Origin of the sequence: Paenibacillus psychroresistens (assembly GCF_009728935.1) — a bacterium.
In the GTDB taxonomy this organism is placed as follows: Bacteria; Bacillota; Bacilli; order Paenibacillales; family NBRC-103111; genus Paenibacillus_AC; species Paenibacillus_AC psychroresistens.
On record NZ_CP034235.1, the window covers coordinates 576325 to 600906 of the forward strand.

A 24582-nucleotide genomic window follows, 5' to 3' on the forward strand; every position below is an offset into this window, starting at 1 on the left:
TTATGAGTCAGATCTACGCGATTGGGATCGATATTGGTGGTACGAATATTAAAGCAGGTATTGTAGACGGGAATGGAATCATAATTCGTGAGGATACTATTCCTACAGAAGCGGTGTCTGGGAAAAAGGCGCTCTTGTCTAAGATAGCAGCAACCATTGAAATGTATCAGAAATATGCGCTTAAGCAAGGGATAGATTTAGTGGGAGCGGGTATCGGAACAGCCGGTTATGTTAATCGACGGGGTGTTATCGGCGGAGCAACAGAGAATCTTCCAGGCTGGAGCGGGACTCGCTTGAAGGAAGAATTGGAGCTTCGTGCTGCATTGCCCGTTTGGGTAGATAATGATGTTAATGCTATGGCTAGTGGCGAGGTTTGGTTAGGCGCTGGTCGACCCTACGATCAGTTTCTTTGCGTTGCGCTTGGAACAGGAGTAGGGGGTTGCTTGATTGTGAACAAGCAGCCTTATCGTGGGAGAAGTGGATATGCAGGTGGTTACGGACATCAAGTTATTGTGTTCGAAGGGGAGCCTTGTACTTGCGGACTTAGAGGATGCTGGGAGCAATATGCTTCGGTAACGGGGCTTAAACGAATGATTCGTGAACGAATGGCGGATGTAGAGGGAGCTTCATTATCCCCCATAGATCTGTTCGATAGAGCACGAAGCGGTGACGAAATAGCTCTGCAAATAGTAGATAAATATGCGCAATATATTGCAGTGGGTTTGGCTAACCTAATCCATGTGTTTAACCCAACGGCTATTATCGTGGGTGGCGCTGTAACTCTGCAGGGTGATTTTTTGTTTGATCGCATCCGCAAATATGTAAGTCTACATACCCTAAAAGTGTATATAGAGGAAGATATCCCGATTGTTCCGGCAACCCTTGGCGAAATGGCTGGCATGATCGGCGCTGCTAAGCTGGTTTTTGACAGCAATACGGAGGCCATGAATCAAGAGGAAATCAGTATATAAATCAGAAGGCAGCTAGGTGACTCGTTCACTGGAACTGTCTTTTTTTGCATGGATTTTCTCCCGTTAATAAATGGATTCAGATAGGTTTTGACGATTTAGATGGATTTCCTCCTGATAAATCAGCACAAATGGCCTTGAAACTGCTAAAGGCACTTTTTACATGGGGTTTTTCCAGTTATTTACTGAATTTGCCCGAATAATGCAATATTAACCTGAGCTTTTCCAGTTAGATCAACAAAAATGAGCGATAATTCGCAAAGTGTCTCAGGAGAATGGGTTTTATGAGAGCAATAAGTAACTTGGGTGCTGGGAGTCCCAGGGTTTGAATAAGACACTAAATATTCATAAACCAATTAATTCCGATTGATTATATCGGATTAATATTGACTCGCTATTTTAGGAGTGTTAAACTCAAAAAGAAAAACATCACAGAAATAGCGGAGGAATTAAAATGAAAAAATCAGGTGTATTTATTGCAGTATTATTGATGTCGGTTGCTCTTATATTCGCAGGCTGCGGCAAGAAGGACGCGACGGAACCTGAGATGGGCGCATCATCCGAACCGATGAAAGCGAAAACCGTTCTAGATACAATTAAAGCAAATGGTAAAATACGAATTGGCACTGAAGGTACTTATGCGCCATTTACATTTCACGATAAAGATGGAAAATTAGTTGGTTTTGATGTAGAGATCGCCGAAGCAGTAGCGAAGAAACTAGGGGCGACGCCGGAGTTCATTGAAACAAAATGGGACGGCATGTTTGCTGGATTAGATGCTAAACGTTTTGATGTCGTAGTGAATGAAGTATCCATTAAAGAGGATCGCAAAGTAAAATACGATTTCTCGGATCCGTACATTGTTTCTAAATCAGTCCTTATCGTGCAGAAGGACAATCAGGATATTACAAAACTAACAGATCTAAAAGGCAAAAAATCAGGTCAATCGTTAACGAGTAATTTGGCCGACATTGCCACAGCAAATGGCGCAACCATCGTCCAAACCGATGGATTTAATCAAGCTATTGACTTGCTGAGCTCCAAACGGATTGATGCTACGATCAATGACAGCCTTTCCTACTTGGATTTGTTAAAGCAAAAACCGGACGCGCCGATTAAAGTAGTAGCAGAGACGGATGTAGCTACGCCATGTGCCATTTTGATTAACAAAGGAAATCAAGATCTGGTCGATGCCGTGAATAAAGCTTTGGCAGATATGAAAGCGGACGGTACTTATTTAAAAATTTCAGAGAAATATTTTGGTGCTGATGTATCCAAATAAAGGATAAATGCGATGAGTGATCATACAGAACGGCTGATTCACATTATAGTGGAATCCTTTTTGCCCCTGCTAAAAGCAGGGGTATATTTTACAATACCATTGACTTTGATTTCTTTTGCGTTAGGGTTAAGTCTCGCTTTGTTAACCGCGTTAATTCAGCTTTCTGACTGGAAGCTGTTGAGGTCTTTAGCAAGATTCTATGTATGGGTTATTCGTGGAACACCGTTAATTGTGCAATTATTTATTATTTTTTATGGATTGCCAAATGTCGGGATTACAATTGATGCTTTTCCAGCGGCCGTGATTGGCTTTACGCTTAGTGTAGGTGCATATGGTTCTGAAATTATCCGTGCGGCGATTCTCTCCACTCCAAAAGGGCAATGGGAAGCGGCATATTCCATAGGCATGACGAAGGCACAAGCGCTTCGTCGAGTTATTTTACCGCAAGCAGCACGTGTGTCCGTTCCGCCTCTGTCTAATTCCTTCATTAGTCTTGTTAAGGATACTTCTCTGGCATTCGTAGTAACGGTTACAGAAATGTTCGCAAAAGCTCAGCAAATAACAGCCTTGTACTATGAGCCTTTGGTGCTCTATAGTGAAGTGGCCGTGATCTATTTACTTTTCACCAGTGTGCTTTCTTATTTCCAACGACGCTTGGAAAAACGTTTTGACCGATATACTGCAAGATAGAGGGAGTAAGTGATGATAGCTATTGCCAAACTCAGAAAAACATTCGATAAGCTGGAAATACTCAAGGGCATAAACCTGAACATCGAAGAAGGCCAAGTCGTCGTTATTATCGGTCCGTCTGGTTCGGGAAAAACAACCTTGCTGCGCTGCATGAATTTACTTGAGTATCCTTCGGAAGGAACTCTCCGAATCGGGACCACACAAATTGATTTTCATGCTGGATTAAAACCTAAGCAAATGAATGTATTAGCTTTACGCAGACAAACAGGGATGGTTTTTCAAGCGAATAACCTGTTTCCACATATGAATGCTTTGGAGAATGTAATGGAAGCGCAGGTTACCGTGCAGAAAAAATCAAAAGAAGCGGCAAGTATACGCGCACTAGAGCTTTTGAAAATGGTAGGTCTGGAAGAAAAGGCAGCTACCTTCCCGCACCAGCTTTCCGGTGGACAGCAGCAACGGGTAGGAATTGCGCGGGCGATGGCTCCCCAGCCAAAGCTTCTTTTATTCGATGAACCCACTTCGGCATTGGATCCAGAGCTGGTCGGGGAAGTGCTTAAGGTGATTAAGAAATTGGCCACCGAAGGGATCACTATGGTCATTGTGACCCATGAAATGAAGTTTGCCAGCGAGGTAGCGGATCGAATCATCTTCTTAGATAACGGCCAGATCGTTGAGGAAGGGACACCGGATCAAGTCTTTAAACATCCGACGCAAGAGCGCACTCGCCTATTTCTTTCTCATCTACATTCAGTAGATTAAAATCTCCAAATATATGCATCAACCACAACTATGGTTTAGCACAAAAACCATGCTTAATATTGAGTTCAGCTTATGAAATAGCGGGGTACGCACAAAAATTGTGCGTACCCCGCTATTTTTTTCCTAAAATGGCTTAAATATCAAAATATAAGCCTAGTCCTTGTGCTTATCAAGCAAATAGAGATTAAATTGGCTTGATAAGCATAGTTTTTGGGCTTACGGATTAAATAGAGTTTGTTTAAATGGGAATCCTATTGAGTCTGATTCAAGTTGCATGCAATTCAGCAATTCTTTGGGATATCTTTTTTAGCTTACCTATCGTCTTACCTGACCGCGAATTTCTCCATTTGGATTCTGATTGGTGTGGACATTAACATAGGAGTTGCCTTTGTTAAACTCTCGGATTAAATCGTTGAGAGTTTTCCCTTTCAGAGGGCCAACTAAATCTTGTCTAGTTAATATACCCTTAATTACTCCTCGCCTTACAGTTATCCCGAATTTAGACGGACCGAATAGAAATGCGACAACAGGACCGTTTCGCCCTTTCAAGCCTAAATGTATATGATCTTGCGTCACTCCAGCAATATTGCGGACGACCAGTCGAAAACTCAATTGTGTACCACTGCTGTTTAGATGAAAAACAACATTTCCAGTAGCAATGGTTCTTACAGGAGGTACTTCACTTCGACCGGATAGAAATGTATTAAATGTTCGGATAGGACTTCTCTCCTCATAAATAGCTTTAGCTTAATCTATTCTATTTTAGTCGCAATCGTTTGTTTATCAGCCTACTATCGGGGGATCAGATTCAGAAACTCAATATTTGGTTAAAATAACAAGATAGACTGACTAATGGAGGTTAGATGAATGATTACGTTTCGCGATGTCAACAAACATTACGGCAAATTTCACGTACTCAAGAACATTGATCTGCATGTGAAGCAGGGTGAAGTGGTAGTAGTCATTGGTCCTTCAGGATCAGGCAAAAGCACGCTGCTTCGCTGTATTAATCGCTTGGAACCAATTACGGATGGGGGTTTAGAGGTTGATGGAGTTAGCGTTAATCACAAGAAAACCAATATCAATAAGCTGAGGCAAGAGATTGGCATGGTGTTTCAGCATTTTAATTTATACCCGCATAAAAAGGTCATCGATAATATTACATTAGCACCGACGAAAGTATTGGGTATATCGAAGAAAGAAGCTGCAGAGACAGCGATGCTTTATCTAGAAAAAGTAGGGATACCAGAGAAAGCAGACGTTTATCCCGCTCAATTATCCGGTGGCCAGCAGCAGCGAGTTGCTATTGCGCGAGGCTTAGCTATGAAGCCGAAGATTATGCTGTTTGATGAACCTACATCAGCGCTTGATCCTGAGATGGTTGGAGAAGTGTTGGATGTGATGAAGTCTCTGGCGCATGAGGGGATTACTATGGTTGTCGTCACTCATGAAATGGGATTTGCCCGTGAGGTGGCGGATCGAATTATTTTTATGGATCAGGGTCAAATTGTCGAAGAGGCAGCTCCGGCTGAGTTTTTCACGAATCCGCGTGAAGAGCGTGCTCGTGTGTTTCTCAGTCGTCTTATCAATCATTAAAAATCAGTTCGTCGAGAGGGGATTTTCCATTTGAAAATAAAATTTAAATTAGGTTTAGTTTTGATGTCGCTTATGCTTGTGTTGGTAGGGTGCGGTAAAAAGGATGATTCCACAGAACCAGCTGCTTCAGGGGCAGCAACGGTATCTCCTGCAGGAGATGCTGAAGCATCGAAAGCCATTGAAGCCATCAAAAAGCGCGGGAAATTCGTCGTTGGGGTTAAGTACGATACCAACCTATTCGGCTTAAAAGATCCTGGAACAGGCGAAGTCAATGGATTTGATATCGATATTGCCAAAGCCATTGCAAAAAGTATTTTGGGAGACGAAACTAAAATTGAACTGAAGGAAGTAACCTCCAAAACAAGAATTCCGATGCTTAATAACGGAGATATTGATGCGATTGTAGCTACCATGACAATTACAGAAGATCGCAAAAAAGAAGTGGATTTCACGGATGTGTACTTTAACGCCGGACAATCTTTACTGGTGAAAAAAGGCAGTCCAATTAAGAGTATTGCCGATTTGAAAAAAGGCACGAAGGTATTAGGTGTAAAAGGATCAACCTCAGTTAAGAATATTGCTGAAAAGGCTCCAGATGCTACAGTACTGCAATTTGATAATTATCAAGATGCATTTACTGCGTTGAAAGCCGGTCAAGGGGACACGCTAACTACGGATAATGCGATTCTGTTCGGCATGACTAAGCAGGATCCCAATTATGAAATGGTGGGTGGCAACTTTACCGATGAGCCTTATGGAATCGCTGTGAAAAAAGGCGAGGCTGCGTTTGCGAAGAATATTAGTGATCTCCTGACAGCAATGAAAGCCAGCGGAGAGTACGATAAAATTTATGAAAAATGGTTAGGCGAAAAACCAGCTAAATAAATCGTTACTAATGGGGTGAGTGGCTTTGTCGCTCATCCCATTCATTTCAAAAGGTAGATGAGGTGAGAGATAATAATGCATTTTTCGATACTTTTTGATAATTGGGATGTCTTTCTAACCGGATTTGGCAACACTTTGAAGTCAAGTCTGCTTGCTCTCATTGGCAGCTTTATCCTGGGCAATTTCCTTGCGATAATGAGATTATCCACTTATCGAATATTGAGAGTCATCAGCTCGGGGTATATCGAATTTGTTCGTAACATTCCGTTGCTTTTAATTGTGCTAATCTTTTTTCTGGCTTTTCCAAGCATGGGCATTCCTCTAGATGGTTTTACAGCAGGAACTATTGGGTTAACCGTATATACAGCTGCGTTTATTGCAGAGGTACTGAGGGCGGGGATTCTATCCATCGAATCAGGACAAACAGAGGCTGCAAGAGCTTCAGGCTTGACTTATTTTCAGACTTTAAGATTTGTAATTCTGCCACAAGCGATCAAGATTGTCATTCCGCCGCTAGGCAATCAATTCTTAAACCTAGTTAAAAATTCATCTGTGTTAAGTATTGTCAGTGGTTTTGATCTCATGTATTACGGGGATATTATCGCCTCTGAAACCTTTGTCACTTTTGATGTTTATATTTTTGTAGCCGTGTTTTATTTAATATTAACTATCCCCTTGAGCTTTGCAGTCCGTTATATGGAAAGCAGACTTGCACGGAACTATTAGAGGGGCTTGGAGGGATATAATGGATTTTGTTGGAGCCTATTCTGCAGATAATGTGTTGTATTTGTTAAAGGGATTTCTAATTACATTAGAGGTGGCCTTCATTTCTATTGTACTTAGCTTTCTGATTGGCTGCATATTGGCTATTGTGAGGTATGCGAGAATTCCTGTTCTAGCTCCTCTTGCAGCAACTACTGTGGAAATCATTCGTAATCTACCGCTGCTTTTAATCATCTTATTTGTCTATCTGGCTTTACCGGAAATAGGGATTAAGTTCAGCATTATGGCTTCGGCTATTATCGCGCTTACCGTGTTCGAATCAGCAATGGTCTCAGAAATTATCCGCAGTGGACTAACCTCGATTGACAAGGGGCAGATTGAGGCGGGGCGATCATCGGGCCTTTCTTATATCCAAACCTTATGGCATATTGTGCTGCCGCAGGCGCTTAGACGTATGGTTCCTCCTATGGTGGGCCAATTTATTTCACTGCTTAAAGATACCTCGCTGACGGTGGTTATCGCACTGCCAGAGCTGATGCATAATGCCAATATTGTGAAAGGACATGCGACTAGCTTTGTCATGCCGATTTTTATCCTAACTGCGGTTTTTTATTTTACGGTTAACTACTTGCTATCGATTTACTCCAAGAGGCTGGAGGTCAAGCATGCTTAGAGAAGTAATTGACACAGTTGATACAAAGATATACTATAATCTTGATAATAGTTATGCATGAGAGAAAGGGTTATCCCAATGACGGTTACTTATGCATTTGAGAAAATTATGCAGGATATTCGCACAAGAATCCTCAGCAGGGAATGGACGACTAGCACCCGGCTGCCATCTAGCAGGGAATTTGCCCAATATTATGGAGCTAGTGTTAACACGGTTGAGAAAGCGATTAAGGAACTAACAACCGAAGGTTTATTGAAAAGAGATAGCCGAAGAGGAACCTATATAGAGACGGGTATTGTGTCACAGGGGATGCATAATCATTCGGGCTTAGTTGCCGCTTTTGTGATTGGGATTGAAAATCCACAGTGGTCCAGTGCGTTAAGAGGCATTGAAGATGTACTGCATACATACGGATTCCATTTATTAACCTCGAGTGATGAAAGTAATTTTGATAAGCTCGAAACCTTAGTAAAAGGAGCCATATCCAAAAAAATTGATGGTGTGATCATGTGCCCTATTCTGGAGCATGGCCAAGAAGGCAGGAATCAACGAATTTGCCGTTTAATTCAGGATAGCGGGATCAAGGCTGTGTTCTTGGATCGCTATTTATATGAGCAGAATATCCCCTATGTGACGAGTGATAATGCAGCAGGTGCGTATAAATTAACTAAGCAGCTAATCGATAAAGGCCATCGTCGAATATTATTTATTCGCAATTCTAACTTAAGTACATTCAATGAGCGACTATTGGGTTTTAAGCAAGCATTAAGCGATTCGGGAATTGAGTATTCGGATGAATGGGATGTATTAATTCCAACCCAATATGAGGATTTTGGCAATGAGTTTGCCCTGTATAGCTCCACCTTTGAACGTAAAATGAAAGAAATAAATTTCACAGCGGTATTCACAGCTAATGATCAGATAGCAGAAGCGGCAATTAAAGCTTTTGAGCAATTAGGCTACAAAATTCCTCAGGATGTTTCCATGGTTACTTATGATTCAGCGAACATTAATCTTAGGCTTAAATATGATTTGGTAGGCGCCACTCAGCCTTTTTATGAAATGGGACAGCTAGCAGCTAAGCAAATTTTAAATCTTATTGAAGGTAAGGATACTCAGGTTGTGTTCGGACAAATCTGCAAATCAGTCATAAATCCAGGAAGCTCGATAGCTTCCGTTTAATAGTCATGAAAGAGTGAAACCCCGATCCATTGCGATCGGGGTTTTGCATATAACTCTATCCATGCTCATTATTCAGTTGCTGCCTCTGCCGCATGTGAGTCCTTAATTTGATATAAGGCTTGGATGATCGGATCAGCAGGATCACGGTTCATTAAATGCAAGGTGAGCAAATAATGAAGCGGAATAGCGCAAGTGTTATTGCCGTCAATAATGCTGACGAAGCTCGCTTCAAGTACAGGGCCGTGATCTTGATTAAGTCCAAGATCTACCAGCACAGGCTCAGGGTCGAATTCTTCTCGTACCGATTGAGCACAATGCGGGATGATGTATTTGTCGAAAATTTCCTTGGCATCGTCTTCCGTTTGAGGGGGATTAGGCAAAGGCTTGCTTTCCGGACTATCTAGCAAATCGACGAAGAAAGAGGAGAGCCACATCGGTGCATGTGGTTTGGACTGAAACTGATGTACCAATTCCGCGAGGAAAAAGCCACAGGTATATGTTTTTTCATCTTCTTCTAACGTGAATGCCAACATAGGGCCGTGCTGCTGATGCTGGCCAACCTGACCAGCCACTGTATGCTCTGGGAACTGCTCTTTCAAAATTCCTTGAATAAGATTGAACACATTTGTAATTAATTCGGTTTCTTCTGGATTAGGGCCTGGCTGCGCTTGGTTTAATTCTTTAATTTCATTATCAGACATAGATACAAACCTCCTTGAATAACACAATCATATCATGAAATAAGATTGGATGCGAAGGAACGAATTTACTGTCATTAAAATACGTCTATCTTTTATTGTCAGAGCTTGTCCTGCTTTAGTCATTAACATCGTCATTAGTTAATGATAGCCCAGACGCTACATTATAATAGTGTAAATGTGGTGAAGTGGCATCAAGAATGGTGTTATCTAGATCTATTCCAATGTGCAAATTAACAACCTCCGACTCTAACTATAAACGTATTATAGCATCTAATACAGCCGTTCCCTAAGCTCAATCGCCAGCTTTAATGAAGCAATGGCGTAGTCTAGTGAAATTAATGATTCAGAGTTGTTATGAAAACATTGAACTGCATGCTCCAAGCTCTTTTCATAAGGATTTACACTATTCAAGGCAAGCATCTGCTGTCCCGATGAAGTATATTCATATAAAGCTGTTTGGATCGGGTCACGTGCATCACTTTCATGAAATACAAGCTTAGCCTGCTCAAAGTAAGCTTCAAAACTAACCGTAAATGGGAAGGCAGCTGGCATTCGGGAAGAAACGATAATTTCTGCAAATGTTCCATGATGCTGATAGCTTGCTCTAACATGCGCCTGCTTTTTATCCTCCGCTTCTGCACCCCAAACATTACTCAGATTAGTCGCTCCAAACAGCCAAGTTAGAAAATCCAATTCATGAATCATAAGATTTGTTGTGATCGTGTTTAAGCCCAGATCGCCCCACATAGGGGAGGTTTCTCTTTTTAAAGTGAGAGAGAGGAGCTTGCCATATTTCTGGTTTTGTATGGTTTCTTGAAGATAAGTATAGCTCGGTTCAAATTTAATAAACTGGTTGACCAGCACTCTTTTGCCAGATTGTTCTTCTGCTTGCTTCATGGCAAGTGCATCTTCAAGCTCCAGACAAACAGGCGTTTCACAGAATACGTGTTTACCATTCTTAAGTGCCTCAATCGCATATTGGCTATGCAAATGAGAAGGCAAACAAATATCAACAACAGTGATTTCGGGATCCAAAAGAATATCGTCGATGCTATTGGTCACCTCAATCCCAAGGTCTGCCTTCAGTGTTTGAAGCTTCGTTTCGTTCCTTCCGAAAATCACCACTCTATCCACGTGATCCATCTTACGTAATAGTTCAGCATGATACGATCCAAACCCTGTTCCTATAATTCCGATATTCATTTTGCAGCAGCTCCTTCGTTTTAGTTCTAATGATAAGCTTGTATTGTTGACAACTGTATGTCCATAATAAAACTAGCGTTAATAAAGTGGCTAAATGGGGGCCTAAATATGAGATTGCATCGTTTAATAGCGATATTAATATTGATTGAATCAAGAGGACGGATGAAAGCTAAGGATCTCGCGTTCGCATTGGAAACTTCGACGCGTTCGATTTATCGAGACATTGATATTCTGGCTGAAGCAGGAATTCCGATTGTTACTACCACTGGGCCGAGTGGCGGAGTCTACCTTATGGAGGGATATACAGTTAATCTGAAGCAACTTAATGGGGAAGATGTTGTGAATCTGTACCTTACGGGAATGGGCATCTATACGGGTGATCAGACTGAGTCCGGCATGCAGCTCAAAAATGCGCTGCTGAAATTAGAGAAAACATTGCCAGACTCTTATCAGTCAGATATCCAAAAAGCCAAGCGACGTTTTTATTATGATGATACCCCGTGGTGGACAGAACGTATTGTGATACCCTGTCTTGAAGCTTTGAGAATAGCCGTTTGGAGGACGCAGAAGCTATTGATTCAATATAGTAAGGTTAATGGCGATTCCTCCATGCGCAGGCTGCATCCATATGGTCTAGTAGTTAAGAAGGCAGATTGGTATCTTATTGCTTATTGCGAGGCAGCTCAAGAGATTCGAACATTTAACTGTGCGAGAATCGTTAAAGCTGAACTGATAGAAGGGGATTTCGAGATTCCGCCAGACTTTTCATTAGAGAACCATTGGAATTTACAAGACACATTATTCAAACAAGTGTGTAAAGAGGATGAATATTACCCTGTGATAATCAAACTGAGTAAGGATAATGCGGAAGTGTTGCAGCGAGTGGAGGTTATTCAGTCTATTCAGGAGGAAACGCAGCTGCAGGTAACGATAAATATGTATAGCTATGAAGCAGCATGCCTTGGTATTATGGATATTATCGGGCAGGCTGAAATAATAGAGCCAGAGATACTTAGGCAATATGCTAAATCCCAGATCAATCGGATTCAGGATTTGTACACAAAAATTTGTTTATGAAGCTATGTTTGTATTATGATGGTAATAGAGAAGAGGGTGCGATAATGGATTTAAAAGAAGCCTATGAAATTATGGATCTGACAGAAGATAGCAGTATAGAAGAATTAGAGAAGCGATTTGATTTTTTTGTAAGAAGAAACCGTGGAAAAACCTCGGAAGAAGATGTAACTGAGTCAGAAAAGATGATTAAAGCATACAAAACCATTAAGGATGCCAAGCGGCAAGGTGAGATTAATAAATACAATGACGCCAAGTTTGGAACCAATATCCGCAAGAAAGAGCGTTCGGAGAAAAGGGAGCTATTCTGGCTCCATCATCGTTGGAAGGTCATTGCAATTGTTGTGGGTATTGGAATATTGTCCGTGGTAGGCAACATTGTAATCAACAGCATCAAACAGGCTAACTTGCCTAAGCCAGCGCTTGAAATTATGATGTATGGAGATTACTATGGTGGAAAAGATGAGGATTTGCAAAAAGCCATATTGACTAAATATCCGGATTGGAAGCGCGTTAAAGCGATTGTTAATTATTTGCCAGGGGAATCCTCCAATTCAATGGATCCTGCTTTTGTACAGAAAAGCTTTGTGGTGCTGGCTACCGAACGTCCAGATGTGTATATCCTTGATAAAACCACCTTCCAAACCATGCTGGCACAAAATACATTAGTTAGTATGGATGAATGGAAAACGGAGCTGGGTGCTCAATACACTGCGAGTCAGTTAATAACTGGCAAACAGGAAACCGATACAGAAGCTCATGTATATGGTGTGGATATTACGAATGACCCGATGTGGAAAACGTTAGGGCTGGAATTAAATGATAAAATTGCAGTTCGAAGCATGAAAAAGGTAAATGAGGCAAACGCCAAACGCTTTATTATAAATTTTTAGGTGAAGTAAGCAAAATAAACCTCCAGACCATTATGGTTTTGGAGGTTTATTACACCCCTTCTCTCTTGAAAATTACGATTCTCTTATAATTAAAAAAATAACACCTAATACCGTTAAATGAGCTGGGTAAAAACTTCTCCATAACCATCTAGGAATTTGTATGTTATCAGCTGCCTTGTATAACCAAGGTGCATAGACAATAAATAATGTTGCTATGATACTGAAAAACTCTGTTACCCATCCTTTATAAAAAACAAAGATGATGTTAAGTAACAAGTGACTAAGCACCATGTAGCCGCCCTTTGTGTATCTGAATATTAGAACCAAAATCAAACCGTATAGACCATAATCGAAGTTCAACACTTCCAGCATGACGGCTAAACCAGTAATGACAGGTATTACAAGCCATTTCCACTTATCCAGCAAGTATAAAGTGACTATACACACTAGCAGCGTTGCAACGGCATTAAAACCCATTATACCCAGGGCTAACATAAAGGGAAGCTGCGATATTGCCGCTATTAACAAAAGCCTTAACATGTACTTCTTCAAATCCCTTGTATGCTTATAGCCCACAACTATGCAATATGCATAGATCGGAAAAGCTAACCTCCCTATTATCCTCCATATCAATTCATTTTTAAAAAATATAATTCCCATGTGATCCGATAACATAGTGAGCATAGCAACAAATTGCATTCACTTCCCCCTTTCATCCCTGGCATCGCATATCCGTATACTATTTTTTAAAAACGGGTAAATCTCTGCCGTAGTCAATGCTGAATTTACCTATCTTTACATCTGGCAAAGAAAGCGAATGCCCTACATCAAATTTCCTTTGAGACATCATAAATTCGAATAACTTTATAAAATCAGCATCGCCGTGTCGATCCGACTTAATTATTACACCGTCTGGTACATCCACTCTTACAAGCGAACATTTTTTAATAGATTCACAGAAGATTCCTTTTTCTGTAGCATCTACGATATGGTCATTTACCCATTGAAATGTAACTATAGGGCATTTGTTCTCAAAATTTTTATACAGCATATTGAGATCAATAAGCTCTCTTTTCATTTTTAGCGATTTCCTTTTTACAATGTAATGAAATTCTATGTCCTCCGCTTTTCCCTCTTTGTTGTTAACATTTAAATACCTTGCATGAGTATCTAACAAATATGCTGGATATAGATATGCTGAATTATCTATTAAAAAACTAAATAGTTCGGGTGCATAGACGTTGCAAAGGTGACATAGATACGCGCCGTGTGAGTGTCCGTATGCAATTATTTTTTTGGTGTTAAACGTCAAATTGTTATCTTTCAATATTGCTACTACCATTAGCAAAGCTGTTAGATTGTCCAATGCTTGCATTACTGACATATCGTTAAAACTATTGGTTGTTTCTTCTAAAAATTCAAGCTGCATAAACTCATACCCGAAATAATCGCATTGCACACAAACTAAATTGTATTGATCCGCAAATTCTCGCCGCATTTTCTTATAGACATTTGATTCGGCATGTCCACCATATCCAGCTATTAAGAGTAGTATTCCCGTATTCTCATTTACTCCTGCTTCGGGTTCCGAAAAGTAGATTTTAAACTCTCGAGAATCACCCGTGTATATGTTGGGGTGTCCTGCTGCCATGAAATCATATTCTTTTGCCAATTCTCCACCCCTTCCAAATTTTAAAGCGCTCTGACTATCCTTTTAAACTTGCGTATATTTGTATTTACCTTAACTATCAAACTAATCAATCAACCAGCAATTGCATTAGACAATACCGCAAATTCTTCATCACTTAATGTGATTCCTGCTGCAGCAATGTTCTCCTCCACGTGCGAAACCGCAGAAGTTCCTGGAATAGGCAGCATAACAGATGAGCGCTTCAATAACCAAGCAAGAGCCAGCTGTGAAGGTTTTGCTCCATGCTGTTTCGCCAGCGTATCCAATGGACCGCCTTCTTTGGCCAAAGCTCCAGTAGCTAACGGGAACCATGGAATAAACGCGATATTATGGGCCTCCGCGTAATTGAGAACAGGTTCTGCATCTCTGCGAGCCAGATTATATAAATTCTGTACAGATGTGATCTTGGTAATTTCATTGGCGGCCTTTAATTCTTCAACCGTCACTTCGCTTACCCCGATATATCGAATCTTGCCTTCTTTTTGCAGGAGTACAAGCTCGCCAAGCTGTTCAGCAAGCGGAACCTTAGGGTCAATGCGATGCAGCTGAAAGAGGTCGATGCGCTCTAAACCAAGATGGCGCAGATTGAGCTCGCATTGTTGTCGCAAATATTCGGGCCGTCCAAGAGGTCGCCAATCGTTAGGACCGGAGCGAGAAAGGCCGGCTTTCGTGGCAATGACAACATCATCCGCATAAGGGTGAAGTGCTTTCTTTATGAGAAGGTCGGCAGTAAATGGCCCATAGGAGTCAGCCGTGTCGATAAAATTCACTCCCAGCTTCACTGCCCGGCGGAGAACACGTACGGCTTCCTCGGGATCTCGGGGATCTCCCCAAACACCGGGTCCTGTTAATTGCATGGCACCATAACCTAAACGAGTGACAGGTAAATCTCCACCAAGTGCGAAAGTGCCTGAAGCTGAAGCTGAAACATCATTCTGATTAGACATGTTTAAAACCTCCTTTGCTGAAGTATACCAAATGCAACAGATATAGCAAAAAACCGCTAAAAGTTGAACAACACTGGATACTTAAGTAAAATAATAGGGTAAGCTATTCCGGTACTGGAAAGTAGGTTATGAGATGGACTATATAAAATTAGGTCAAACAGGAATGGATGTATCTCGTCTTTGTCTAGGCTGCATGAGTTATGGGCTGGCTGAACGTGGCGGGCACCAATGGGTGCTGAACGAAGAACTGAGCCGCACTTTTATAAAAAGAGCACTTGAGCTGGGGATTAACTTTTTTGATACGGCGAATGTTTATTCGAATGGCTCTAGTGAAGAGATCGTGGGTCGTGCTCTAAAAGATTATGCTAAACGGGACGAGGTGGTTATTGCTACCAAGGTTCATGGCCGAATGAGACCTGGACCTAATGGTGCCGGACTCTCGCGCAAAGCAATCATGACTGAAATAGATCAGAGCCTTCAAAGATTAGGTACGGATTATGTGGATTTATACCAGATTCATCGTTGGGACCCTTACACACCTATTGAAGAGACTATGGAAGCTTTGCATGATGTGGTGAAGGCGGGTAAGGCCAGATATATTGGCGCTTCTTCTATGTATGCTTGGCAGTTTCTTAAAGCCCTGCATGTAGCGGAACAGCATGGATGGACACGGTTTGTATCGATGCAGAATTACTTGAATCTGCTGTATCGTGAGGAAGAGCGTGAGATGCTTCCCCTATGTCAAGCGGAGGGGATTGGCTTGATTCCTTGGAGCCCATTAGCTAGAGGGAGGCTTACACGCGAATGGGCGGAAGCTACAGCACGCTCAGAATCGGATGAATTCGCTAAAAAGCTTTATTCACTTACAGAAGAAGCTGATCGCAAGGTCGTCGAACGAGTAGCCGAGGTTGCAGCTAAGCGCGATGTTCCACGTGCACAGGTAGCTCTAGCCTGGGTTCTGCAAAAGGCACCTGTGGCAGCACCGATTATCGGAGCGACTAAGATGCATCATCTCGATGATGCCGTAGCTGCACTTGCCATTAAGCTGACTCCTGAAGAGATTTCAAGCCTTGAAGAACCCTACATCCCGCATCCCGTTTTAGGTGGCATTAGCTGATTAAATACTCGCAATTGGAAAACTCGATCTCCTGGGATCGAGTTTTTTTCTGTGTCTACCCCCTAAAAAATACATACTTATCCGAATATTATAAGGATGCCCTGCGAAATTTGTTGATTAGCCTAATAAAATGTCCGTGAGAGGAGTGTAGTTATGCTAAGAAGATTTGAACAACTATTCGGTGTGGATCTTGGAACCTGTAATACGTTGATTTATCAAGAGGGTAAAGGGATTGTTTTGGAAGAGCCATCTGTAGTCGCGATCCAAACCGACACTGGAAGGATCGAAGCTATCGGTAGTGAAGCTTATGCAATGATTGGACGTACCCCCCAGAATTTACAAGTCATTTATCCATTAAAAGATGGAGTTATTGCTAATTTTGATATGACTACCGCGATGCTTAAATATTTTATTAATAAAGTGAATGGCAGAAACCATTGGTTTCGCAGCTCTCGTGTGATTATCTCTGTCCCCTGTGGGATTACTAATGTCCAAAAACGCGCGGTTGAGGAAATGATTGTGAATGGCTCTAGAAAGTCAGTGACTATTGAAGAACCGCTTGCTGCAGCTATGGGAGCGGGGTTGCCTGTGGATGAACCCGTAGGAAGCATGGTGCTTGATATTGGTGGCGGGACAAGCCAGGTTGCCTTAATATCTCTAGGTGGAATTGTGTTTAGTAAACATGTCCCTTTCGGTGGTTTGTCCATCGATCAGGATATTATAGAATACGTTAAAAAAACCTATCAATTGATCATTGGAGAACGAACGGCTGAAGATATTAAGAAGAATGCGACTACAGCAATGAAACCAGATAAAGTATTGCATATGGACATCAGAGGTCGTGACCTTGTCGAGGGACTACCAAAAACCATCTCCATATCCTCAAACGAGATAGATGATATTCTCGATAATTTCTTTATATTAATTGTAGATAGCATTCGGCAGGCTATGGAGCAATGCCCTCCCGAGCTGGCAGGCGATATCATGGAACGGGGTATTCTCCTATGTGGTGGCGGAGCGCTTCTGAATGGACTAGATCGTCGCTTGCAAAAAGAAACAGGCGTCCCTGTTCATCTAGCGGAGAACCCGATGGAATGTATTGTAATGGGAACAGGCAAAATGCTCAGCTACAATGCATCCTGATTTCCTCGGAGTGGTTTAAGATAATTACGGTTATACTAACTTAGCTTAATAATTAAGGAGGTTGAAACCATGGAGAATACAAGTGATTATCTGAAGAAGCTTGAGGATACACAGGAGAAGGCTGAAAAAAATAAGCAGCATCAGGGTCAAGGGAATAATTCCGAGAAGCTCCCGAATAAAAAACACAGTACCAATAAATAGCTTGGAAAAGATAAGCCCCTTGAATTAAAGGGGCTTTATATGAATTGCTTTGAACTCCTTTGGACTTATTCCAGTGTATTTAATGAATACGTGAGTGAAATAGGCCGGGTCTCCTATTCCTACATCGGCTGCTACTTCAAATATTTTCTTGGAAGGGTCCTTTAAAAGCTTTTTGGCAATCTCTATTTTATATTTATTAAGCGTGTCAATTACTGTTTCGCCTGTTTCTTTTTTATATAACCTGCTTAGATAGCTGCTGTTTACATGGACATAATTGGCGATTGACATCAAATTTATCTCATTATTGTAATTTTCCTCGATGTACTTATTTACTTCCATGACTAGATAATTATACTGTTTTCTATTAGCGGTAATCAGCTTTGAGGTTGAGTTCACGATATTCTCCAGAATATTAGAAATGCTCTGTATGGATTTACTATCCTGTATTTGTCTGTAAACAACCGCTTCGCTTTCCAGATCAAACGGCAGAACAAGCTTATAATTGGACAATAACCTAAAGCATTGTGAACAGAGCAGCATACTGTAAACGATTACATGATTAATAGGCATTTGTTTTAATTTATATTCTTCAAAAAGCTTTAGCAGGAGTGAGATGGCTTTATCCGGATTTCCATGCTGCAAATGGCTTACAATCTCATCCGCGTAAAGATGATAATTTATCGATACTTGGTTAGTCTGTGTTAAGGCATTTGCTGTGTAAATGGAGATGCTGTTATCGTTATAGAAGCTGCCTAAGAGCGCAGCGCGGGCTTCTTTGTATGCTTGGGAAAGTTCCAATGCTGATTTCTGCATGGTGCTGATTCCAATACTAACCTTGAAATTCATAAAACTAACTACCATATCAAGCACTTCGTTGCATGCTAACAATAAGGACGGTAAACAAACCGCCGGATTATCTGAAGTAAAAGAAACTAAAACGATAAACAGATTTTTTTGCATCGTAAAGCTGAAATGGTCATAGTCAATGAAGGCCAGGGATAAGAAGCTCTTGATCGACAATAAAAATTCATGCTGATTCTGAGAAGTAGCGGAGGGACCATTTTCCAAGAGCTGATTAATTTCAAAGGCAACAATATAATAATTTTGTGGCTGCACACCTGTTTCTTCAAGTTTATTCTTGATAATCTCGGGGGTGATGAGGATTCCATTTAGGATGTCTCCAATCACCTTTTCGCGAATTTCGGACAAGTTATCATGAATCGTTTTTTCGATTTTTTGCTGCTGAATGATCAATTCTTTAGCCTTGCTTACAGCTGCAGGGATTTTTTCGGTTGGGTTGGTTTTAATGACAAAATCGACTACATTATACTTGATAGCAGACTGGGCGTATGAAAAATCGGCGTATGCCGTTAGAATAATTATTCTGATATGGGGAAATCGTTCATACACGTTTTTGGCTAGCTCGATCCCATCCATACCCGGCATCTTAATATCGGTAATGATAATATCGATGGAGTGCGTAGTTAAATGCTCCAATGCCTCAAACCCGTTTGATGCATCACAGATAACCTTACAGCCCAAGCTCTCCCAGTTAATAAAATTAAGCAGGCCCTTCTTAATCACAGACTCATCATCCACTATCATCACGTTATACATCTGCTGCCTCTCCCTTATCAATGGGGATATGAACAATTATGCGGGAGCCCTTGTTTAATTCACTTGTGAGCGTTAGCCCGTACTGCTCGCCATACATTAATTTAATCCTTTTGTGTGTATTGCTCAAGCCAATATTGTTATGTCCTTTTTTGCGCTTAACTGCACTTTCGGTATCATCCAGCTGAATCTCGGAAGTGTTAAACCCAAGGCCATCGTCTATAATTTCAAAATATAAGGAATTGAGATCCTCTCTAATATGGATGATAACAGTGCCTTTTCCTAATTTACTTTCCAGACCATGAATCAGTGCATTTTCCACTATGGGTTCAACAGACAGCTTAGGCAAATAGTAATCGAGAATAGCATCATTTGAAATATGGATACGATAGTCCAATTTATCTTCAAAGCGAATTTTTTGCAGATATAAATAAAACTGGATATACTCCATTTCTTGGCGGACTGTAATTCTGTCCTTGCTGTTTGAATAAATGCTTGCCTGCAGCAATTCGGTTAAGGAAGTAACCATGTGGAATACCGTTTCATCCTGCGACAGCCGTGCCTTATAACCTATGGTAACAAGCGTATTAAACAAAAAGTGCGGATTCATTTGTGATTGCAGAAATTTAAATTCCGATTCCTTCACCAAAAGCTGTTTTTCGTAAACCTGATTAATTAAATATTTTATCTCTCTTGCCATACTATTGAAGGTATTGCTGAGCAGAATAAGCTCCATGTCCTTATATTCTGGCATTCTCACGTCATAGTTACCAAGTTTAACTTTATTAATGCTTTTTAATAAGTCCTTAATAAACCGCGTAAATCGCAAGGAGAGCAAAATGCTCGTTATGAGGAGAATGAAAACAATAAACAGTGTTATTAACAGATATTCCCGTATGCTGGTCGACAGCTTTGCTAAAACCTGATTCTTGGGTATGCCGGCGAAAAAGGTCAAGCCGCTGTCACTTATTTCCTTCGATACTACAAAATACACCTGGTTGTTCAGTGTCGCTTCTGATACATTTGAACCGCTCTTTAATTGCAAGATAGAATTCTCAACGGTTTTCCCCAGCATGTGTTTATCTGAGCTTGAGTAAATCACTCCGCGATTATCGATAATATAAGCTATAGAACCTGGGAGTTCAATGACGCTTTGATATTTATTGGACACTTCGCTTTCGTCAGTACCAATTTGGATGACCAGGTGCTGGGTTGGACTGCTTACGCTCGATAGGGTTCTTGTGAAATAAATCGTCTTATCCACCAGAGTAGGCGGGATAATGGCTATTCCTCGTGTATTCGTCCTTGCTAGCTCTTTAAAAATATTGATATTGTTTTCTTCGACGATTTGCACATTCTGCATGGACCTTGAGGATGAAATATAAGTCGATTCATTCAAGAAAATATAGGCGGTGGTAATTAATTTCTCTTCCCAGGCCGTATTAAACATCATGCTGTAATTTAACTCCTCTGCCATCGCGCTTTTATCCAGGAACAGATTATAATAGTCTTCTTCGAGAAAGGTATCTCCAGATATCCAGGAACGAATCGATTTATTAGAGAGGAAATGCAGTGATGTGTTATCAATACTATTGAAGGAGCTTTCAATAGTGTCTGTAGTTTGTTGGATAGACTGCTTTAAATTATCATAAGCGTTGTTTGTCAGTATAGAGGATAAGCTCGAATAGAAATAAAAACCGGCAAAGGATAACGGTAATAATACAATGAGGACGCTTGCAATTATTATTTTACGTCGTAGGGTCATTCGAAATTTGGGCAAAGTGACATCCTCCAGAAACAGCTAGTTCGTTAGTAATTCGACTGAGAGAAGCTTAATATCCTTTATTGCAGCCGGATACGTCAAGAAAATCATATAAAGGTAAATATATTACAACAATCTCATCGATTATTTGAGTTGAATCGCGTTTTTAATTATTCGAATCAAGATATTGCAAGAACTAGTACATATATTACATTAACTTTTTCAGCGGATACCTATACAATAACATCTATAGCGCTATAGTAAATGGTTAAACAAAATTTGCAACACTAAGGGGAATTTTTCGTAATGAAGAAACCGTATCTCAGAGGCAGCTTATATCTGGTTCTTGCTTTAATTGTAAGCGTATTATTAACAGCATGCGGCAGCAAGACTGTGACCACAGATACTGCGGGCAGCTCAACAGACAGCAATGGTTCTGCAAATACCTCAACCGATGGACCCAAAAAGGATCCGGTAAAAATCAAGTATATGACATATAGAGTAGGCACCCAGGTTTCTGCCGCGGCTGAGAAGAAAATAATCGCGGAATTCAACAAACAATTCGGTAATGAAGTTACAGTTGTTATTGAAGAAGTGCCAGACAATATTGCTTATATCGACAAGCTGAAGGTTCTTGCGGCTTCTAATGATCTTCCTGATATTATTGAAGGCAAAAACGGGATTAATGATTTAACGATAAAAGGCAATATGGCAACGCCTTTAAATGAATATCTGGATGCAGATCCCAAGTGGAAAGCTGAAATTGGCGACGGGGCTCTTAAAGCTAATTCGCGGGATGGGCAGGTCTGGTCAATTGCAGCCGGACAGCTGTTGATCGGTTATTTCTATAATAAGGAAATTTTTGCTAAGGCGGGAATTAAACCAGCTGAAACCTGGGATGAATTCTTTGCCAATCTTGATAAAATCAAGGCAGCGGGCTTCGACCCATTATCTCTAATGACGGGTGAGAATGCTTGGACTACCAACCTCTTACTGGGCTCTATCGTGGGTACGGATGGTGATGCCGGAAATGCGTTCATGAACACCAAATTCCCTAAGAACTTTGAAACCCCTGAATTCATTAAAGCGCTTAAGCTGATTAAGACAGGGCTTGAGAAGTATACCACCAAGGATGCGTTAGGTGCAGGTTATGCCAATGCGACTAATAATTTTCTGCAAGGCAAAACAGCTATTATTCCAAACGGCCCATGGATGATTACAGATATTAAAGATCCAACCAAGTCCTCACCCGATTTCGATAAAAAGATCAGCGTAGCCGCTTACCCAGGAAATGGCATGTTTTCCTCCTATGAGGTTGGCTATATGCTGGCTTCCAAAGATAAAGAGCATAAGGATGCAGCGATTAAATTCCTCAAGTTCTTGACGGGTGCATTCGCCCAGCAGGTTAATCTGGAGCTTACCAGCGTAGTGCCGCTGACTAATAATATTCAAGTTTCAGATGAGTTTAATCAGAAGAACCCGCTATTCGCTGAAACCATCAAGCTTGGCTTAAATACCAAATATAAATATGCTGACTTCGATACACTCAACTATGCAAATGTTACGGATACTTGGAAGGCGGTCTACCCTGAATTGATTTTCAACAAAAAGACTGCGGAAGAAGTGGCTAAGAAACTGAGTGAGGTTGCAGCTAAGAACAAATAGGATCAATTAGACTATTCCCTCCAGATCGGGGGGAATTGTTATTTAGAATAATAAGAAAGGGGACGATAATAGTGACTAAAAATAGATTGAATATAGCCCTTTTCCTCTTGCCTGCAATCCTTTTATTTCTATTGGTCTACGCGGTCTCGCTTGTTATTCTCGTAAGCTCTTCCTTCACAGATTGGAGTCTGGGCACTAAAGCGGCATTTAACGGCATAGACAACTATATTAAAATGTTCGCCCATGATGCGGATTTCACCAAGAGCTTGGTAAATACCGTTTTTTGGATTTTTCTGCAATCAACGGTTCATGTCATTATTGGTGTCGTATTTGCTTTAATCCTGGTTAAGAAAGAATTTTATTGGAAATTTGCGAGAACCGTTTTTATGATACCCAACATAATTTCTGGAGCTGCGGTAGGTATGCTGTTTCTCTGCATCTTAAACCCGCAATTCGGCGTTGTGAACTCGATTGTTAGATCAGTAGGAAGTAAGGATTTCTCGCAAAATTGGTTTATGGATTATTCTACAGCCTTTTTCTCGATAACCATGACGTGGCTCCCTTATGCAGCAGTAGTAACCATCCTGATTTTGGCTGAAATTGCGGCTATTTCAAAGAGTGTATTCGAATCGGCAAAAATCGACGGGGCCAGCGATTTCCAGATAAACATTTATATCGTTATTCCCATGCTGAGGAATATTATTGGGACCTGCGTTATGCTGGCTGGGATTAACATGGTTCAGCGGCTGGATATTATTATGATGACTACTGGTGGCGGCCCGGGAAATGAAACTATGAATCTGCCTGTGTATATATATAAAACGGCATTGATCGAGAACAATTTTGGTTACGCCAATACAGTTAGTATTTTTTTGATCGGGCTTGGGATGGTCTTTATACTAAGTATCCAGAAGCTGTTTAAAATTGGTGATGCAAATGCTTAAGGGGGAGAAATCGATCGAATTGAAGACTTCTAAGCTAGCACTGTCTCTTCTGAAATATATTTTCCTAATCATCATCCTTTTACTTTCTATCGGACCATTTCTATGGGTATTGCTCTCTTCCTTCAAATCAAATGCTGAGATTATGACCTCTTCGATCGGATTTCCACAGCATTTTAAGTTTTCTAACTATGTTTCAGCCTTCAAAATTGCTCCTATCGCTCAATTCTACCTAAATAGTACGATTGTTGCTATTCTTGGCACCTTGTTGAACCTGATCATTCTCGGTATGGCGGCTTATGTCTTGGCAAGATTTCAATTCAAGGGGAAGAAGCTGATCATTTCCGTCTTGTCTTTATCATTGCTGATCCCAGGAGCGGCACTCTTGCAGCCACTTTATCTGACGGTTAAACATTTGGGGTTGTATGACCAGCTTTATGGCTTAATGCTTGTCTATGCCGGATTCGGTTTACCAACGTCACTTTACATCATGTACAGTTATTTTTTAACTATCCCTAAGGAATTGGAGGAATCTGCTTATCTCGACGGAGCCAGTTTTTTGAAAACATTTACGCGCATTATTCTGCCTCTGTCAAAGCCGGGATTCAGTACAGCTGCTGTGCTGCAGTTTCTATTGTGCTGGAATGAATTTCAGTTTGCTTTAACCTTAACCTCAGGCAATAAGAGCAGAACGCTGCCTCTGGCGTTGTATTATTTTAAAAGCCAGTTTGGCAGTGATTATGGCATCATGTTTGCAGCGACAATTATTATTATAATTCCGAGTATTATTGTGTATGTCATTTTGCAGGAGCAAGTGGTTTCCGGTCTGGCAGCAGGGGCAGTAAAAGGATGACAGGAGAAAAAGGCAAT

General features: G+C 41.0%; 25 protein-coding genes. 17 read left to right on the forward strand and 8 right to left on the reverse strand.

The window, feature by feature from the left end; all coding sequences use genetic code 11:
• The first annotated feature begins 2 nt into the window (after nucleotides 1-2).
• The 4 genes from EHS13_RS02865 to EHS13_RS02880 all read left to right on the forward strand — a co-directional run bounded on the left by EHS13_RS02865 (nucleotide 3) and on the right by EHS13_RS02880 (nucleotide 3702).
• Nucleotides 3-971, forward strand: coding sequence for an ROK family protein (locus EHS13_RS02865; protein ID WP_155698913.1), 969 nt, complete (start codon nucleotides 3-5; stop codon nucleotides 969-971).
• Nucleotides 972-1422: 451 nt separating this feature from the next.
• Nucleotides 1423-2250: an amino acid ABC transporter substrate-binding protein gene (locus tag EHS13_RS02870; RefSeq protein ID WP_155698914.1), complete on the forward strand. Its 828-nt coding sequence runs from the start codon at nucleotides 1423-1425 to the stop codon at nucleotides 2248-2250.
• A gap of 12 nt (nucleotides 2251-2262) precedes the next feature.
• A complete protein-coding gene (locus EHS13_RS02875) occupies nucleotides 2263-2940 on the forward strand; it encodes an amino acid ABC transporter permease (RefSeq protein WP_155698915.1) in 678 nt (225 codons plus the stop codon).
• Nucleotides 2941-2952: 12 nt separating this feature from the next.
• Nucleotides 2953-3702 (forward strand): amino acid ABC transporter ATP-binding protein, encoded by a 750-nt coding sequence (locus EHS13_RS02880; protein ID WP_155698916.1) that lies wholly within the window; start codon nucleotides 2953-2955, stop codon nucleotides 3700-3702.
• Nucleotides 3703-4017: 315 nt separating this feature from the next.
• Here the strand turns inward: EHS13_RS02880 and EHS13_RS02885 are convergent, their stop codons facing one another.
• The gene (locus EHS13_RS02885) at nucleotides 4018-4419 is read right to left on the reverse strand and encodes a CHRD domain-containing protein (protein WP_155698917.1); all 402 of its coding nucleotides are present in this window, start codon (nucleotides 4417-4419) and stop codon (nucleotides 4018-4020) included.
• 150 nt (nucleotides 4420-4569) lie between these two features.
• Between EHS13_RS02885 and EHS13_RS02890 the strand changes: the two genes are divergently transcribed.
• From EHS13_RS02890 to EHS13_RS02910, 5 genes are all read left to right on the forward strand, one after another.
• Entirely contained in the window at nucleotides 4570-5298 is a 729-nt protein-coding gene (locus EHS13_RS02890) for an amino acid ABC transporter ATP-binding protein (RefSeq protein WP_155698918.1), read from the forward strand.
• Between the two features lie 63 nt (nucleotides 5299-5361).
• Nucleotides 5362-6183 carry a transporter substrate-binding domain-containing protein gene (locus tag EHS13_RS02895; RefSeq protein WP_155705201.1) on the forward strand — a complete coding sequence of 274 codons (822 nt, stop codon included), beginning with the start codon at nucleotides 5362-5364 and terminating at the stop codon, nucleotides 6181-6183.
• A gap of 72 nt (nucleotides 6184-6255) precedes the next feature.
• On the forward strand, nucleotides 6256-6909 hold the full coding sequence (locus EHS13_RS02900) for an amino acid ABC transporter permease (protein ID WP_155698919.1): 654 nt from the start codon (nucleotides 6256-6258) through the stop codon (nucleotides 6907-6909).
• A 19-nt stretch (nucleotides 6910-6928) separates the two neighbouring features.
• Nucleotides 6929-7579 (forward strand): amino acid ABC transporter permease, encoded by a 651-nt coding sequence (locus EHS13_RS02905; RefSeq protein WP_155698920.1) that lies wholly within the window; start codon nucleotides 6929-6931, stop codon nucleotides 7577-7579.
• 78 nt (nucleotides 7580-7657) lie between these two features.
• Nucleotides 7658-8761, forward strand: coding sequence for a GntR family transcriptional regulator (locus EHS13_RS02910; protein WP_155698921.1), 1104 nt, complete (start codon nucleotides 7658-7660; stop codon nucleotides 8759-8761).
• Nucleotides 8762-8829: 68 nt separating this feature from the next.
• On the opposite strand, the gene EHS13_RS02915 is transcribed toward EHS13_RS02910, so the two are convergent.
• Together EHS13_RS02915 and EHS13_RS02920 are read right to left on the reverse strand one after the other, a co-directional pair.
• Nucleotides 8830-9462 carry a hypothetical protein gene (locus EHS13_RS02915; RefSeq protein ID WP_155698922.1) on the reverse strand — a complete coding sequence of 211 codons (633 nt, stop codon included), beginning with the start codon at nucleotides 9460-9462 and terminating at the stop codon, nucleotides 8830-8832.
• Nucleotides 9463-9732: 270 nt separating this feature from the next.
• Entirely contained in the window at nucleotides 9733-10665 is a 933-nt protein-coding gene (locus tag EHS13_RS02920) for a Gfo/Idh/MocA family protein (protein ID WP_155698923.1), read from the reverse strand.
• 108 nt (nucleotides 10666-10773) lie between these two features.
• Here EHS13_RS02920 and EHS13_RS02925 point away from each other — a divergent pair, with 108 nt between their 5' ends.
• A complete protein-coding gene (locus tag EHS13_RS02925) occupies nucleotides 10774-11742 on the forward strand; it encodes a helix-turn-helix transcriptional regulator (RefSeq protein ID WP_155698924.1) in 969 nt (322 codons plus the stop codon).
• Between the two features lie 44 nt (nucleotides 11743-11786).
• On the forward strand, nucleotides 11787-12632 hold the full coding sequence (locus tag EHS13_RS02930) for a hypothetical protein (RefSeq protein WP_155698925.1): 846 nt from the start codon (nucleotides 11787-11789) through the stop codon (nucleotides 12630-12632).
• 72 nt (nucleotides 12633-12704) lie between these two features.
• Here EHS13_RS02930 and EHS13_RS02935 read toward each other — a convergent pair whose 3' ends face one another.
• The 3 genes from EHS13_RS02935 to EHS13_RS02945 all read right to left on the reverse strand — a co-directional run bounded on the left by EHS13_RS02935 (nucleotide 12705) and on the right by EHS13_RS02945 (nucleotide 15269).
• Nucleotides 12705-13331 carry a TraX family protein gene (locus EHS13_RS02935; protein ID WP_155698926.1) on the reverse strand — a complete coding sequence of 209 codons (627 nt, stop codon included), beginning with the start codon at nucleotides 13329-13331 and terminating at the stop codon, nucleotides 12705-12707.
• Between the two features lie 40 nt (nucleotides 13332-13371).
• On the reverse strand, nucleotides 13372-14304 hold the full coding sequence (locus EHS13_RS02940; protein WP_155698927.1) for a DUF2920 family protein: 933 nt from the start codon (nucleotides 14302-14304) through the stop codon (nucleotides 13372-13374).
• 89 nt (nucleotides 14305-14393) lie between these two features.
• Nucleotides 14394-15269, reverse strand: a complete 876-nt coding sequence (locus EHS13_RS02945; RefSeq protein WP_155698928.1) for an aldo/keto reductase — start codon at nucleotides 15267-15269, stop codon at nucleotides 14394-14396.
• 133 nt (nucleotides 15270-15402) lie between these two features.
• Between EHS13_RS02945 and EHS13_RS02950 the strand changes: the two genes are divergently transcribed.
• The 3 genes from EHS13_RS02950 to EHS13_RS02960 all read left to right on the forward strand — a co-directional run bounded on the left by EHS13_RS02950 (nucleotide 15403) and on the right by EHS13_RS02960 (nucleotide 17730).
• Nucleotides 15403-16386 carry an aldo/keto reductase gene (locus EHS13_RS02950; protein WP_155698929.1) on the forward strand — a complete coding sequence of 328 codons (984 nt, stop codon included), beginning with the start codon at nucleotides 15403-15405 and terminating at the stop codon, nucleotides 16384-16386.
• 153 nt (nucleotides 16387-16539) lie between these two features.
• Nucleotides 16540-17529 (forward strand): rod shape-determining protein, encoded by a 990-nt coding sequence (gene mreB, locus EHS13_RS02955; RefSeq protein ID WP_155698930.1) that lies wholly within the window; start codon nucleotides 16540-16542, stop codon nucleotides 17527-17529.
• A gap of 69 nt (nucleotides 17530-17598) precedes the next feature.
• Nucleotides 17599-17730, forward strand: a complete 132-nt coding sequence (locus EHS13_RS02960; RefSeq protein ID WP_155698931.1) for a DUF4023 domain-containing protein — start codon at nucleotides 17599-17601, stop codon at nucleotides 17728-17730.
• Between the two features lie 24 nt (nucleotides 17731-17754).
• Here EHS13_RS02960 and EHS13_RS02965 read toward each other — a convergent pair whose 3' ends face one another.
• Both EHS13_RS02965 and EHS13_RS02970 read right to left on the reverse strand, forming a co-directional pair.
• Entirely contained in the window at nucleotides 17755-19347 is a 1593-nt protein-coding gene (locus EHS13_RS02965; RefSeq protein ID WP_155698932.1) for a response regulator transcription factor, read from the reverse strand.
• Complete coding sequence (locus EHS13_RS02970; RefSeq protein ID WP_227013769.1) at nucleotides 19340-21124, reverse strand: sensor histidine kinase; 1785 nt, start codon at nucleotides 21122-21124, stop codon at nucleotides 19340-19342. The genes EHS13_RS02965 and EHS13_RS02970 overlap by 8 nt, the downstream gene beginning before the upstream one ends.
• A gap of 288 nt (nucleotides 21125-21412) precedes the next feature.
• Between EHS13_RS02970 and EHS13_RS02975 the strand changes: the two genes are divergently transcribed.
• The 3 genes from EHS13_RS02975 (at nucleotide 21413) to EHS13_RS02985 (ending at nucleotide 24565) form a co-directional block, all read left to right on the forward strand.
• On the forward strand, nucleotides 21413-22771 hold the full coding sequence (locus tag EHS13_RS02975) for an ABC transporter substrate-binding protein (RefSeq protein ID WP_155698933.1): 1359 nt from the start codon (nucleotides 21413-21415) through the stop codon (nucleotides 22769-22771).
• A 71-nt stretch (nucleotides 22772-22842) separates the two neighbouring features.
• On the forward strand, nucleotides 22843-23715 hold the full coding sequence (locus tag EHS13_RS02980) for a carbohydrate ABC transporter permease (protein ID WP_155698934.1): 873 nt from the start codon (nucleotides 22843-22845) through the stop codon (nucleotides 23713-23715).
• Nucleotides 23702-24565 carry a carbohydrate ABC transporter permease gene (locus EHS13_RS02985; protein ID WP_227013770.1) on the forward strand — a complete coding sequence of 288 codons (864 nt, stop codon included), beginning with the start codon at nucleotides 23702-23704 and terminating at the stop codon, nucleotides 24563-24565. The genes EHS13_RS02980 and EHS13_RS02985 overlap by 14 nt, the downstream gene beginning before the upstream one ends.
• Nucleotides 24566-24582 lie beyond the last annotated feature (17 nt).

Excerpts from the sequence above, each read along its gene's own strand:
- EHS13_RS02865 (WP_155698913.1), top strand. The coding sequence starts at position 3 with ATGAGTCAGATCTACGCGATTGGGATCGATATTGGTGGTACGAATATT.
- EHS13_RS02870 (WP_155698914.1), top strand. The coding sequence starts at position 1,423 with ATGAAAAAATCAGGTGTATTTATTGCAGTATTATTGATGTCGGTTGCT.
- EHS13_RS02875 (WP_155698915.1), top strand. The coding sequence starts at position 2,263 with ATGAGTGATCATACAGAACGGCTGATTCACATTATAGTGGAATCCTTT.
- EHS13_RS02880 (WP_155698916.1), top strand. The coding sequence starts at position 2,953 with ATGATAGCTATTGCCAAACTCAGAAAAACATTCGATAAGCTGGAAATA.
- EHS13_RS02890 (WP_155698918.1), top strand. The coding sequence starts at position 4,570 with ATGATTACGTTTCGCGATGTCAACAAACATTACGGCAAATTTCACGTA.
- EHS13_RS02895 (WP_155705201.1), top strand. The coding sequence starts at position 5,362 with ATGTCGCTTATGCTTGTGTTGGTAGGGTGCGGTAAAAAGGATGATTCC.
- EHS13_RS02905 (WP_155698920.1), top strand. The coding sequence starts at position 6,929 with ATGGATTTTGTTGGAGCCTATTCTGCAGATAATGTGTTGTATTTGTTA.
- EHS13_RS02910 (WP_155698921.1), top strand. The coding sequence starts at position 7,658 with ATGACGGTTACTTATGCATTTGAGAAAATTATGCAGGATATTCGCACA.
- EHS13_RS02915 (WP_155698922.1), bottom strand. The coding sequence starts at position 9,462 with ATGTCTGATAATGAAATTAAAGAATTAAACCAAGCGCAGCCAGGCCCT.
- EHS13_RS02920 (WP_155698923.1), bottom strand. The coding sequence starts at position 10,665 with ATGAATATCGGAATTATAGGAACAGGGTTTGGATCGTATCATGCTGAA.
- EHS13_RS02925 (WP_155698924.1), top strand. The coding sequence starts at position 10,774 with ATGAGATTGCATCGTTTAATAGCGATATTAATATTGATTGAATCAAGA.
- EHS13_RS02930 (WP_155698925.1), top strand. The coding sequence starts at position 11,787 with ATGGATTTAAAAGAAGCCTATGAAATTATGGATCTGACAGAAGATAGC.
- EHS13_RS02935 (WP_155698926.1), bottom strand. The coding sequence starts at position 13,331 with ATGCAATTTGTTGCTATGCTCACTATGTTATCGGATCACATGGGAATT.
- EHS13_RS02945 (WP_155698928.1), bottom strand. The coding sequence starts at position 15,269 with ATGTCTAATCAGAATGATGTTTCAGCTTCAGCTTCAGGCACTTTCGCA.
- EHS13_RS02950 (WP_155698929.1), top strand. The coding sequence starts at position 15,403 with ATGGACTATATAAAATTAGGTCAAACAGGAATGGATGTATCTCGTCTT.
- mreB (WP_155698930.1), top strand. The coding sequence starts at position 16,540 with ATGCTAAGAAGATTTGAACAACTATTCGGTGTGGATCTTGGAACCTGT.
- EHS13_RS02960 (WP_155698931.1), top strand. The coding sequence starts at position 17,599 with ATGGAGAATACAAGTGATTATCTGAAGAAGCTTGAGGATACACAGGAG.
- EHS13_RS02965 (WP_155698932.1), bottom strand. The coding sequence starts at position 19,347 with ATGTATAACGTGATGATAGTGGATGATGAGTCTGTGATTAAGAAGGGC.
- EHS13_RS02975 (WP_155698933.1), top strand. The coding sequence starts at position 21,413 with ATGAAGAAACCGTATCTCAGAGGCAGCTTATATCTGGTTCTTGCTTTA.
- EHS13_RS02985 (WP_227013770.1), top strand. The coding sequence starts at position 23,702 with ATGCAAATGCTTAAGGGGGAGAAATCGATCGAATTGAAGACTTCTAAG.